This is a genomic window from Streptomyces montanus (assembly GCF_005786655.1).
GTDB classification, from domain to species: domain Bacteria; phylum Actinomycetota; class Actinomycetes; order Streptomycetales; family Streptomycetaceae; genus Streptomyces; species Streptomyces sporangiiformans.
The window spans coordinates 1-11,811 of record NZ_VBZC01000056.1 but is presented as its reverse complement, the minus strand read 5'-3'; the positions used below and the strand labels follow the sequence as shown (position 1 = coordinate 11,811).

The window sequence follows — 11,811 nt, the reverse complement described above, 5'->3', positions numbered from 1 at the left end:
TGCGCGCCGTGGTTCGCCCCCGTCTCGAACAGGTGACCTCGGCAGGGTCAAGTCCCGGACTCCGGCGGCAGGACTGTCAGTCGGGCCCTTTATCCTCGGTGACCATGCTCGAAGACCTTACGACCGCAGCGTCCGCAGCCTCGTGGCCGGCCGCGTATCCGCAGGGATACGCGGTCGTCGATGTGGAGACCACCGGCCTGGCCCGCGACGACCGCATAGTGTCGGCCGCGGTCTACCGGCTGGACGCGCACGGCGAGGTCGAGGACCACTGGTACACCACGGTGAACCCGGAGCGGGATCCCGGCCCGGTGTGGATCCACGGTCTGACGAGCGAGGCGCTCGAAGGTGCCCCTCTTTTCCCGGACATCGCCGAGGAGTTCGCGTCCCGGCTCGACGGCCGCGTGCTCGTCGCGCACAACGCCGTCTTCGACTGGTCGATGATCGCGCGGGAGTACGCGCGCGCGGAGCGTGAGGCGCCGGTCCGTCAGCGGCTGTGCACCATCGCTCTCTCCAAGGAACTGGGCCTGCCGCTGGCCAACCACAAACTGGAGTCCCTCGCGGCGCACTTCGGCGTCGTACAGCGGCGCGCGCACCACGCACTCGACGACGCGCGCGTACTCGCCGAGGCGTTCCGGCCGAGCCTGCACGCCGCGGCGCGCGACGGTGTACGACTGCCGCTGCTGGAGTGCCGGCCGCTGACGGAGTGGACGGACCGTTCCGCGCCGGGGATCGGCCGGCAGGCGGGCGGCGGGGGCTATGGCGGTTACCGGCCCGGGAGTTGGCGCCCCTCGCGCAAGCGGCCCGCGTGCCCTTATCCCAACCCCGGGCGATATGAACCGGGCAGGCCGCTCAAGCAGGGCATGCGGGTGGCGTTCTCCGGGGACACGTCGGTCGAACGCGATCTCTTGGAGGACCGCGCCGTCGAGGCGGGCCTGCATGTCGCGACGAGCCTGTCCCGGCTCACCAGCCTCCTCGTCACGAACGACCCGGACTCCGGTACGTCCAAGGCGGTGAAGGCCCGCCAGTTCGGGACACCGGTGGTCGACGAGGCGGCGTTCGGCCAGCTGCTCCAGGACGTGGAGCCGGCCTCGGAGGCATGACGAGGCGTACGGGTGATTGGCGGGCGACTCGCCCGGCGACCGCTCGCCCGCACCACCGCCGCGGCCCACCCTGTGGCGCATGACACGTTGCGAGGTCTGCGGGAACGACTACGGCATGACGTTCGAAGTGCACGCGCAGGGCGCGGTGCACGTCTTCGACTGTTTCGCCTGCGCCATCCACCGCATGGCGCCCATCTGCGAGCACTGTCGCGTCCAGATCATCGGCCAGGGGGTCGAGGCCGAGGGCCGCTGGTTCTGCGGGGCGCACTGCGCCCGCGCGGAGGGGAAGGTGGGAATCGTCGACAAGGTCTGACCCCCTGCGCCCCCGAGGGCCGGAGCCGATGGGCCCATCGGCTCCGAGTCACCCCCTGACCGTCGGCACCCCATGACCGAGTTGTACGGTCGTGGGGTGTACCGCTTCCTGTTGTCCCGGCAGTGGGTGATCCTCACCCTCATCATGCTCGCGCTCATCCCCACGATGATCGAGCTGGGCTTCTGGCAGCTGCACCGCCACGAGCAGCGGGTCGCGCTGAACACGGTGATCTCCGACTCGCTGGCGGCGAAGCCGGTCCCCGCCGAGTCCCTCACCGCGCCGGGCAGCACCGTCCCCCACCACGACCTGTACCGCAGGGTGACCGCGCAGGGCACCTTCGACACCGCACACGAGGTCGTGGTCCGCCGCCGTACCAACTCCGACGAAGAGGTCGGCTTCCACGTCCTGACCCCGTTCGTCCTGGACGACGGCCGGGTGCTCATGGTCAACCGGGGCTGGATCCCCGCGAACGGCGCGCAGACGGAGTTCCCCAAGATTCCCGCGCCCCCGAAGGGCGAGACCACCGTCACCGGCCGGCTCATGGCCGACGAGACGACCGCCGACAGCGGCATCAAGGACCTGCGCGGCCTCCCCGAGCGGCAGGTCATGCTGATCAACAGCAAGCAGCAGGCCAGGTCCCTCGGCAAGCAGGTCCTCGGCGGCTACATCGAGATGACGGCCCCCGGGCCGAAGGGCGGCAGCCCCGAGCTGCTCCCCGACCCCGACCACAGCAGCATCGGCCCTCACATGGCGTACGCGGTCCAGTGGTGGCTCTTCGCCGCCGGCGTGCCCGTGGGCTGGGTGATCCTGGTCCGCCGCGAGCGTCAGGAGCGGGCGGAGGCGGCGGACACGGCGGACGCTTCTGAGACACAGGGAACGCCGGAGACACCGGACACGACACCCGCTGCCGTATAGCCGACCCCAGGAGGCAGGATAGGGGCCATGGATCTTGGACTGAGGGACCGTGTCTACGTCGTCACCGGAGCCACCCGCGGCCTGGGCAATGCCTCCGCGCGTGAACTCCTCGCCGACGGCGCGAAGGTGATCATAACGGGGCGGGACGAGAAGACGGTGGCCGAGGCCGCCGCGGGACTGGGCCCGAACGCGCACGGCGTCGCCGTGGACAATGCCGACCCCACGGCCGCGACGGGCCTGATCGCGGCCGCGCGCGAGCGCTTCGGCGGCTTCGACGGCATCCTGATCAGCGTCGGCGGCCCGGCGCCCGGCTTCGCCGCCGACAACACGGACGAGCAGTGGCAGTCGGCGTTCGAGTCCGTCTTCCTGGGCGCGGTCCGGCTGGCCCGCTCGGCGGCCGCCGAGCTGGACGAGGGCGGTGTCATCGGCTTCGTGCTCTCCGCTTCGGTGCACGAGCCGATCCCGGGCCTGACCATCTCCAACGGACTGCGCCCCGGCCTGGCGGGCTTCGCCAAGTCGCTCTCGGACGAGCTCGGCCCCCGTGGCATCCGCGTCGTCGGCCTGCTCCCCTCCCGCATCGACACGGACCGCGTCCGCGAGCTCGACGGCTCCTCCCCCGACCCGGAGGCCACGCGCGCGGCCCAGGAGTCCCGCATCCCGCTGCGGCGCTACGGCACACCGGAGGAGTTCGGCCGCACGGCCGCTTTCCTGCTGTCACCGGCGGCGTCGTATCTGACGGGAATCATGCTGCCGGTGGACGGCGGGGCGCGGCACGGCTTCTAGGCAGCAAGCAGGCAGCACGCCATGGGCCCCGGTCAACTCACCCGCTCGGCCCCGTGCTTGACCGCACGCAGGCGCACCTCCGCCGGGAGCGTGGCCAGGCCGGCGGAGTCCCGGGCATGATCGAGCGCCTCCGTCGTCAGACGGTACAGCGCGTCACCGGGATCGACATGCGGCTCCAGACGCAACTGAACCCGCGCCTGGGGGGTGCTGCGTCGACCGGTCAGCGCCACCTGCGCGCGCTCGACGCCGTCCAGCGCGCCCGCTTCGGCGGCAAGGACACCTTCCAGTGCCCGCCCGCGCAGCAGCGCGCCCTCGCCGTCGCCGGTGTCGACGAGCACTTCCGCGAGCCGGCGGCGGCGCAGCACCGCGATCAGCCACCACAGGGCGAGCAGTACGACGACGGCGAGTACGGCGATGACGGTGGGCCACCACCAGCCCTCGTCCCGCCACTTTGTCCGGTCCGCGTCGCTCAGCAGCACGTCCCGCTTCCCGTCGTGGATCCACCACGAGGGCGGCTCCAGGCCCAGGCCGACAGCGAGCACGGAGCCGCCGAGCACGAGCAGGATCAGCCCGGCGAGACCCAGCAGGACACGGTTCACGATTCTCAGCACCGCCGTCACCCCTTCCGTCCCGGCCGCGCGACCCGCACCGACAGGGCGGGGCGCCGGGCCAGCCCGAGCTGCCTGATGCCGTCGGCGAGCGTGGCGTCCATGTCGGCGCGTACGTCGTCGAGTTCACGGAAGTGCGACACCGCGCGCACGGTGACCTTCCTGCGCCGCACCCGGACGCGTACCGAGCGCACGCCGGAGACCTCGATGGCCCGGTCGCGCAGCACCATGGCGGCCGCGCCGCGGTGCAGTCCGGCCCGTACGTCGGGGTGGGCGCGGCGCATCGGCAGCACATCGCGCAGTCCGGGTGTCACGGCCAGCACGAGCAGCCAGACGCCCAGGGCCGCCGCGACCCCGGCGCCGACGAGCACCCATGTGTCGTCGAGGGGCCGCTCGGCGAGCTCCCGGGCCAGGGTCTTGCGCCATGCCATGGCGTTCCGGTCCGCGCGCACGGCGACGACGTCGTACAGCAGGAGGCCCAGGCCGGCCAGGGTCAGCAGCGCGAGGATGCCCGCGGGGACGCGGCGCGCCGACCAGAAGCGGCCGTCGCCATGCTCCCCGGCGTCGGCGGTCGGCAGCGGTTCGTACGCCGCCGAGGACGCGGACTGGCCGAGTTCGTTGTCGGCCTCCTTCTCCATGACAGGCAACCGCTGCGTGCCCTCGGGGCCCTGGGACTCGCTCATTGCGTCCTCCCCTGTGCCGCACCGCGTGTCTGCATCGAGTGCAGCCGCTCCACCTGGACGGTGACCTCCGGCACATTCATTCCCGCCAGCATCTTTACCCGCCGGGCGACCTGGCGACGCACGGCGGCGCACTGACCGCCGATGTCGGAGGGGTAGTCGAGTTCGAGGCTGACCCGGACGCGGGCACTGTCGTGGCGCACGACGACCGTGGCGCGGGGAGGCCCGGCGTCCGGAGGCAGCACGACAAGGGCCTCGCGCGCCGCGCGCGAGGCGATCTTCGCGACGACCCGGTCGGCGATCCGGGTCGCGCCGCGCTCGGCCGCTGCGACCCTCCCGCCTGGCTCGGCGGGATCGACGGGATCGCCGGGCCCAGGGGGCGCGGCGGCCGGGACGCGTTCATCGGGCACGGTGTCACCGCTGCCGGTCGCGACGGGTACGGAAGTCGCCACGGGAACGGAAGAAGTCCCCGAGTTCCCAGTCGCCCTCCAGGAACCGGCCGACCACGAAGCCGATGGCGCCGAGAGCCGCCACCAGGACGAAGGCACCGAACCCGCCGAAGTATCCGGCGAAGCCCAGCGCCATTCCGGCGATCATGCCGATCGCGGCCATGCTCATGCTGCGCTCCTCTGCGCGTCAAAGGGGGCTGATGCTATTGGAGCCGGGTCTCCTCTTCCTCTTCCTCTTCTTCCGGCAGTTTGACATCGCTGACCGCGATGTTGACCTCGACGACCTCGAGGCCCGTCATGCGTTCGACGGCCGAGATGACGTTCTCGCGCACGGCACCGGCGACCTCGGTGATCGAAACGCCGTAGTCGACGACGATCTCCAGGTCGAGCGCTGTCTGCACCTCGCCGACCTCGGCCTTCACACCCCGGGTCACGGACTTCGTACCGCCCGGGACTCGGTCCCTCACCGCTCCGAAGGTGCGCGAGAGCCCGCTGCCCATCGCGTGCACCCCGAGCACATCGCGGGCCGCGAGCCCGGCGATCTTCTCCACCACCCCGTCCGCGATGGTCGTACGTCCCCGGGATGCCGGGTCGCCTCCACCGCGCTTGGTCACACTGGGCCTACGGGGCTGTACATCCGGCGCCTCTTTCTCGCGCTCGGGGTTCTCCGTCCGGTTCCGCTGCGTCGCTTCGGTCATCGCCATGCGTCCCTTCCGGCTTGTACTCCTTCCTTCACATTAAGTGTGGTTGCACGGCCTCGCAGCCTGTGATGCGGCAGGCTGGAGGAATGACGGCGGATCAGTGGACCCGGGCAGTACGACATCAGCTCGGCCTCGGCAGACTCCTGCCCCTGGGCGGGCCACAGGACGGTGCCTGGCTGACGGAATCGGCGGCGGACTCGTTCCTGCGCCGCGCGGCGCGCGACGTGCCGGGCGTGCGCCTGGGCACGCTACGGCTCGCGCTCGCCGACCCGGAGCAGACCCAGGTGGCCGCCGTACCGCCTCCGCCGAGCGCGCTGCCGCCGGGGCCGCTGCGGATCAGCGGCGAGTTCGAGGCCACCCTCGCCAACGGCGACCCCCTCCCGTCGCTCGCGGCCGTCCTGCGCGCGGCCCTCGCCGCTGCGGCGACGGAGCGGCTCGGGCTGACGGTCACCGAGGTGGATCTGCGGGTGACGGGGTTGCTGGAGGAAGACGAGACCGACGTACGCCCCAATGGGCCACAGCACCCCGAGGAGCCGAAACCGGAGCCGGGCACGGAGCCGGAGCCGGGCGACGACGAGTCCCGCGTGGCGGCCGCCGCCCTGGCCGTCCCGGGCGTGGCCCGGCTGACCGGCGCACTCGGCGGCCTGGCGCGCCCGGTGCACATCACGGAGCGCGCGGCCGACGCCGCGCTGCCGCGTCGCCACGTCCGCGTGGAGATCGCGGTGCACTCGGACCGGCGAACAGTGGACGTGGCCCGCGAGGTCCGCGCGGCAGCGAGCGATGCCCTACCGGACCACCCGACGGTGGCAGTACTGGTCACAGAGGTAAGCGCCCCTTCAGGGGCGCGGGGAACCGCGCGACCAGCCACAACCAACCCGCAGCCGTAGTCCTCCTCAGCCCCCGGAGCCGTTCGCGGAACGGCTCGCGGCTAGGGCCTGTCCGGCGGATCATGGCGACTCCGGCTGACGGTGCCTAATGACCATGGGTGAGCGGGGTCTGGTGCGTGCAGCTGCAAGGCAGAGGAGGGAGTCGACGCGGAGCGTCGGCGACTGACGACAACGCCGCAGATGTGCGTGCCAGACCCCGCGGCCCCGGCATGATCCGCCGGACAGGCCCTAGTCGCCCACGCCCGCCAGATCCCGCAGCCGCCGCGCCTGAGCGGCACGCTCGGCGACCCGCTGCTCCTCGTACGTCCGCTCCTGCGCCCCGCGCAACAACGTCTTCGTCTCGATCAGGGCATCCCGCGGCGCGGCCAGCAGCACAGAGGCCAGGTCGCGTACGGCGTCATCGAGCTGGTCGGCGGGCACGGCGAGGTTCGCGAGGCCGGTGCTCACGGCCTCCTCGGCCTGGACGAAGCGTCCCGTCGCGCAGATTTCGAGCGCGCGGGCATAGCCGACCAGCCCCACCAGCGGATGCGTACCCGTGAGGTCGGGAACCAGGCCCAGGCTCGTCTCGCGCATGGCGAACTGCACGTCGTCCGCGACAACGCGCAGATCGCAGGCGAGGGCAAGCTGGAAGCCGGCCCCGATCGCATGTCCCTGGACGGCGGCGATGGACACGATGTCGCTCCGCCGCCACCAGGTGAATCCTTCCTGGTATTCGGCGATCGTCGCGTCGAGCTCGGTGTCCGAACCGCGCGCCAGATCGATGAACGACGGCTCGCCGTCGAAGCCCTCGGGCGTGAACGCCCGCCGGTCGAGCCCCGCGGAGAAGGACTTGCCCTCGGCGCGCAGCACGACGACACGAACGGTGCCCGGCAGCAGCTGTCCGGCCTCGGTCAACGCACGCCACAGAGCGGGGCTCTGCGCGTTGCGCTTGGCCGGGTTGGTCAGCGTCACCGTGGCGATCGTCTCGTCGACGGTGAGCCGTACGCCGTCCTTGTCGAGTACCGGGTCGAGCGAAGCCATGGGGCGCCTCCGATGGGTGCGGTCAGAGTGGGTGCGGTGTGAGAACACCGGCACCCATAAGTGACTGCACAGTAACCACCCGACCGATCGCCCGACCGACCGGGTGGTCACCATCGAGGAACGATGAGCCGCCCTGGTGTCAGGCCGACGCGGCCTTCTTGCCCCGCGTCGCTCCGCCACGCCCTCGAAGCGTGACACCCGACTCGCTGAGCATCCGGTGGACGAATCCATACGAGCGGCCGGTCTCCTCGGCCAGCGCCCGGATACTCGCACCGGAGTCGTACTTCTTCTTCAGGTCTGCCGCGAGCTTGTCGCGCGCGGCGCCGGTCACCCGGCTGCCCTTCTTCAGAGTCTCGGCCACCCGTGCCTCCTCATGGGAAGTGCGCTCTGGACTTCTCATGATCACCCCTCAAGAGCTTCCTGGCCACCCATTCGGCAAGGTCCGTGAAACAAGGTTTGTGCCGCAGCAGCCCGCGGCCATGAGCGGAATCTCGAATTCCGGGTGTCCGCGTTCGTTCCGCCGAACGGGTTTATCGACGAAGGTCCAGGTCAGCGGCGCGATATGGCCGAGCCGTCGGAAAGTGAGAACTCGGCCGCGAAATCGATGTAGGACACACCTCAGTACGAGGAGATCTCACACAGATGATGGATCACGGATGAGCCGAATGATCCATATGGAGTTGATCATTCTTCGATCAAGCACCGCCGCCCCCGCTCCGGGCCGGGGCGACGGCCTCAGGCGAGCGCCACCAGGTCGGCGTAGTCCGCGCCCCACAGGTCCTCGACGCCGTCGGGCAGCAGGATGATCCGCTCCGGCTGGAGTGCGTCGACCGCGCCTTCGTCGTGGGTGACGAGCACGACGGCGCCCTTGTAGGTGCGCAGCGCGCCCAGGATCTCCTCGCGGCTGGCCGGGTCGAGGTTGTTCGTCGGCTCGTCGAGGAGGAGGACGTTCGCGGACGACACCACGAGGGTGGCGAGCGCGAGCCGGGTCTTCTCACCGCCGGACAGGACCCGGGCCGGCTTGTCGACGTCGTCGCCGGAGAAGAGGAACGAGCCGAGCACCTTGCGGACCGCGACGAGGTCCATGTCGGGCGCGGCCGAGCGCATGTTCTCCAGGACCGTACGATCGGGATCGAGGGTCTCGTGCTCCTGCGCGTAGTAGCCGAGCTTGAGTCCGTGGCCCTCCATGACCTGGCCGGTGTCGGGCTTCTCCACGCCACCCAGGAGCCTCAACAGGGTCGTCTTCCCTGCGCCGTTGAGGCCCAGGATGACGACGCGCGAACCCTTGTCGATGGCCAGGTCGACGTCGGTGAAGATCTCCAGGGAGCCGTACGACTTCGACAGGCCCTCGGCGGTGAGCGGTGTCTTGCCGCAGGGCGCGGGCTCGGGGAAGCGGAGCTTGGCCACCTTGTCGGACTTGCGCTCGGCCTCCAGGCCGGCCAGCAGCTTGTCCGCGCGGCGGGCCATGTTCTGCGCGGCGACGGTCTTGGTGGCCTTGGCACGCATCTTGTCGGCCTGCGAGTGGAGCGCCGAGGCCTTCTTCTCGGCGTTCTGCCGCTCACGCTTGCGGCGCTTCTCGTCGGCCTCGCGCTGCTGCTGGTAGAGCTTCCAGCCCATGTTGTAGACATCGATCTGGGAGCGGTTGGCGTCCAGGTAGAACACCTTGTTGACGACCGTGTCGACGAGGTCGACGTCGTGGGAGATCACGATGAAGCCGCCGCGATAGGTCTTCAGGTAGTCGCGCAGCCAGACGATCGAGTCGGCGTCGAGGTGGTTCGTCGGCTCGTCGAGGAGCAGCGTGTCCGCGTCCGAGAAGAGGATGCGGGCCAGTTCGATGCGACGGCGCTGACCGCCGGAGAGGGTGTGCAGGGGTTGCCCGAGCACCCGGTCGGGCAGATTGAGCGCGGCGGCGATGGTGGCGGCCTCGGCCTCGGCGGAGTACCCGCCCTTGGTCAGGAACTCGGTCTCCTGCCGCTCGTACTGCTTGAGCGCCTTGTCACGGGTGGCACCCTGGCCGTTTGCGATGCGCTGCTCGTTCTCGCGCATCTTGCGGATCAGGGTGTCCAGGCCGCGCGCGGACAGGATGCGGTCACGGGCGAGCATGTCGAGGTCGCCGGTTCGCGGATCCTGCGGGAGGTATCCGACTTCGCCGGAGCGCGTGACGCTGCCCGCGGCGGGGATGCCCTCGCCGGCGAGGACCTTTGTGAGGGTCGTCTTGCCGGCGCCGTTGCGGCCTACCAGGCCGATGCGGTCGCCCTTGGCGATACGGAAGGTGGCGGACTCGATGAGGACACGGGCGCCGGCGCGCAGCTCGATACCGGAGGCGGAGATCACGGACAGACTCCAGGGCAGGGTCGATGACGGGGTGGGCGGCTGAGGTCGTTCACGCCGTCTAATGCGCGAGGAGAATGGCCATGGGCCAAGTCTAACGGCGCCGTGCAAGCACTTTTTCTGCGTACGGATGTTCTACGTCACCTTCACGACGCAGGAGTTCGTAGCCCGGGCGAGCATGTGGTGGTCGGCTCGGGAGGCGCTGTCGGTGCCGGGTGCAAGACTGTGGGGCAGGTCACATTCTTCCGACGAAACGACGGGAAGTGGTTGGTGTGACAGGCATGGACGGCGGACGCCCGAGCATCTACCCCACGCTGCTGTACGCGGACGCGAAAGCCGCGATCAGGCAACTCACGGAGGCCTTCGGGTTCAGTGAGGCGTCGGTGTACGAGGGCGAGGACGGCTTGGTGCTGCACGCGGAGCTGGTGCAGGGCAATGGCGCGGTGATGCTCGGCTCCCGGGGCCGCGGCGGCCGCTTCGACGAGGCGATGAAGGGCGCGGGTCCGGCCGGGGTGTACATCGTCGTGGACGACGTGGACGCGCACCACCAACAGGCCGTGGACCACGGGGCGGAGATCCTCATGCCGCCGACGGACCAGGAGTACGGCTCGCGGGACTACATGGCCCGGGACATCGAGGGCAACATCTGGAGCTTCGGCACATACGCCCCGGAGCTAAGCGCCCCCTAGGGCCTATCCGACCCTGATCCGCCGGACAGGCCCTAGCTGCCTCCCGTGTGCACCTGGAAGGCGGCGCGGCGTACGGCCTTGGCCAGGGCCGGGTCGGGGTGTGCGGCGGCGAGGGCGACCAGGACCTGCACGGTGCGGGGGTGCCCGATCGCGCGCACCTCGTCGAGCAGGGCGGGCACGGTGGGCTGCACCGCGGACTCCAAGTGCCGTACGAGGAGCGGGGCTTCGCCATGGTCGGCGACCGCCGCGGCGGTGTCGACCCACAGCCAGGTGGCCTCGTCGCGCGTGAGCACCTCGTGGGCGTCCTCGGGGTCGTGACCGTCGTGCTCGGCGAGCCACAGCAGGGCGTACGGGCGCAGGTGGGTCTCGTCCACGACAGCGCGCACGTCCGGCTCGGCGGGCGCGCCGACGACACGCAGCGCTTCGAAGGCGAGTCCGCGCAGGAGGGCGTCCTCACCGCGCGCCGCGTCGAGGAGCTCGGTGACGGCGCTGCCGACGGGACGGGCGGCGAGCCAGGCCCGGTACTCGGCGCGGGCCGCGTTGGGGCGGAGCTGGGCGCAGCCGCGGAGCATGTCCTCGGCGGCCTGCTCGATGTTCCCGGCAGGGCTCTGTGCGGCGACGCAGATCTGCTCCAGCTTGACCCAGACGGCCCAGCTCCCCAGCGGGGTGAGCGTGGCCTGGCCGTCGGCGCAGGTGAGGGCGCCCACGTCGGCGAGGGCGTGCAGGGCCCAGTCGAGCAGGGGGGCCAGCGGGGTGTCCTCGGCCTGGTCCTCGACGGGTTCGGGATGCGGTCCGTAGGGGATCTCGCAGCGCTCGGTGCGCAGCTCCGTGACGCGCTGTTCGAGCAGGTCGAGGAGTTGTGCGACGGGGACGGGGCCAGCGGAGAGCTGGAGGAAGGAGAGGACCTGGGGCATGGCCGAGACGACCTCGCCGACGGCGGCGGGCTCGCGGCCGTCGGGACCGGAGTGCGCGATCGACCAGGCGTCGAACAGGGCGACCCAGCCGCGTAGTACGGCGCTGTCGTCGCGGTCCCAGGCACGCAGCCGCCAGCCCGGGCGCGCGCTGTCGCCGTGCACCTCGATGAGGCCCGCGAGACGCGCGGTGTCCCAGTCCTCGCGGACCTGAACCGGAGTCAGGGCCAGCTCTGTGGCGGCCCGTTCGGCGGTCGCGTCGGAGAGGGTGCCCTTGCCGTCGGATGCCGCGCCGTCGCGGTCCCTGCCGGGGCTCAGGGCGGCGTCGGCCCAGCGGGCGACGCGAGCCGCGCCGGCGAGTTCGGCGCGCGCCATGCGAGCCAGCTCCGCGGGCGCCGGGGTGCCCTCGGGCGGGCGGGGTGCG

The 11,811-nt window shown here is 71.1% G+C and carries 15 protein-coding genes; 6 read left to right on the top strand and 9 right to left on the bottom strand.

Translation table 11 applies throughout. From position 1 onward, the window contains the following. The first annotated feature begins 104 nt into the window (after positions 1–104). The 4 genes from FE633_RS36225 (at position 105) to FE633_RS36210 (ending at position 3,111) form a co-directional block, all read left to right on the top strand. Positions 105–1,100: a DEDDh family exonuclease gene (locus FE633_RS36225; RefSeq protein WP_138049415.1), complete on the top strand. Its 996-nt coding sequence runs from the start codon at positions 105–107 to the stop codon at positions 1,098–1,100. A gap of 79 nt (positions 1,101–1,179) precedes the next feature. Next, on the top strand, positions 1,180–1,413 hold the full coding sequence (locus FE633_RS36220; RefSeq protein WP_138049414.1) for a hypothetical protein: 234 nt from the start codon (positions 1,180–1,182) through the stop codon (positions 1,411–1,413). A gap of 96 nt (positions 1,414–1,509) precedes the next feature. Continuing rightward, positions 1,510–2,328: an SURF1 family cytochrome oxidase biogenesis protein gene (locus tag FE633_RS36215; RefSeq protein WP_138049460.1), complete on the top strand. Its 819-nt coding sequence runs from the start codon at positions 1,510–1,512 to the stop codon at positions 2,326–2,328. A gap of 27 nt (positions 2,329–2,355) precedes the next feature. Then, a complete protein-coding gene (locus tag FE633_RS36210) occupies positions 2,356–3,111 on the top strand; it encodes an SDR family oxidoreductase (RefSeq protein WP_138049413.1) in 756 nt (251 codons plus the stop codon). 32 nt (positions 3,112–3,143) lie between these two features. Here FE633_RS36210 and amaP read toward each other — a convergent pair whose 3' ends face one another. Genes amaP through FE633_RS36185 form a run of 5 tightly spaced genes read right to left on the bottom strand, consistent with a single transcriptional unit; the run spans position 3,144 to position 5,546 of the window. After that, a complete protein-coding gene (gene amaP, locus FE633_RS36205) occupies positions 3,144–3,722 on the bottom strand; it encodes an alkaline shock response membrane anchor protein AmaP (protein ID WP_138049412.1) in 579 nt (192 codons plus the stop codon). A 5-nt stretch (positions 3,723–3,727) separates the two neighbouring features. After that, positions 3,728–4,402, bottom strand: coding sequence for a DUF6286 domain-containing protein (locus FE633_RS36200; RefSeq protein WP_138049411.1), 675 nt, complete (start codon positions 4,400–4,402; stop codon positions 3,728–3,730). Further along, a complete protein-coding gene (locus FE633_RS36195) occupies positions 4,399–4,809 on the bottom strand; it encodes an Asp23/Gls24 family envelope stress response protein (RefSeq protein WP_425473273.1) in 411 nt (136 codons plus the stop codon). Before FE633_RS36195 ends, FE633_RS36200 begins: the two co-directional genes overlap by 4 nt. A gap of 4 nt (positions 4,810–4,813) precedes the next feature. Further along, the gene (locus FE633_RS36190; protein ID WP_138049410.1) at positions 4,814–5,017 is read right to left on the bottom strand and encodes a hypothetical protein; all 204 of its coding nucleotides are present in this window, start codon (positions 5,015–5,017) and stop codon (positions 4,814–4,816) included. A 34-nt stretch (positions 5,018–5,051) separates the two neighbouring features. Beyond that, positions 5,052–5,546, bottom strand: coding sequence for an Asp23/Gls24 family envelope stress response protein (locus FE633_RS36185; RefSeq protein ID WP_138049409.1), 495 nt, complete (start codon positions 5,544–5,546; stop codon positions 5,052–5,054). Positions 5,547–5,635: 89 nt separating this feature from the next. On the opposite strand from FE633_RS36185, the gene FE633_RS36180 reads away from it, so the two are divergent. Then, positions 5,636–6,436, top strand: coding sequence for a nucleopolyhedrovirus P10 family protein (locus tag FE633_RS36180; protein WP_138049408.1), 801 nt, complete (start codon positions 5,636–5,638; stop codon positions 6,434–6,436). 228 nt (positions 6,437–6,664) lie between these two features. Here the strand turns inward: FE633_RS36180 and FE633_RS36175 are convergent, their stop codons facing one another. The 3 genes from FE633_RS36175 to FE633_RS36165 form a co-directional block, all read right to left on the bottom strand. Continuing rightward, a complete protein-coding gene (locus FE633_RS36175; protein ID WP_138049407.1) occupies positions 6,665–7,456 on the bottom strand; it encodes an enoyl-CoA hydratase/isomerase family protein in 792 nt (263 codons plus the stop codon). A 139-nt stretch (positions 7,457–7,595) separates the two neighbouring features. Beyond that, positions 7,596–7,817, bottom strand: a complete 222-nt coding sequence (locus FE633_RS36170) for a helix-turn-helix domain-containing protein (protein ID WP_006123601.1) — start codon at positions 7,815–7,817, stop codon at positions 7,596–7,598. A 374-nt stretch (positions 7,818–8,191) separates the two neighbouring features. Beyond that, positions 8,192–9,790: an ABC-F family ATP-binding cassette domain-containing protein gene (locus FE633_RS36165; RefSeq protein WP_138049406.1), complete on the bottom strand. Its 1,599-nt coding sequence runs from the start codon at positions 9,788–9,790 to the stop codon at positions 8,192–8,194. Positions 9,791–10,068: 278 nt separating this feature from the next. Between FE633_RS36165 and FE633_RS36160 the strand changes: the two genes are divergently transcribed. Further along, complete coding sequence (locus FE633_RS36160) at positions 10,069–10,476, top strand: VOC family protein (protein ID WP_138049405.1); 408 nt, start codon at positions 10,069–10,071, stop codon at positions 10,474–10,476. A gap of 32 nt (positions 10,477–10,508) precedes the next feature. Here FE633_RS36160 and FE633_RS36155 read toward each other — a convergent pair. Further along, positions 10,509–11,811: hypothetical protein (locus FE633_RS36155; RefSeq protein ID WP_246113987.1), on the bottom strand; the 1,303-nt coding region annotated here is incomplete at its 5' end.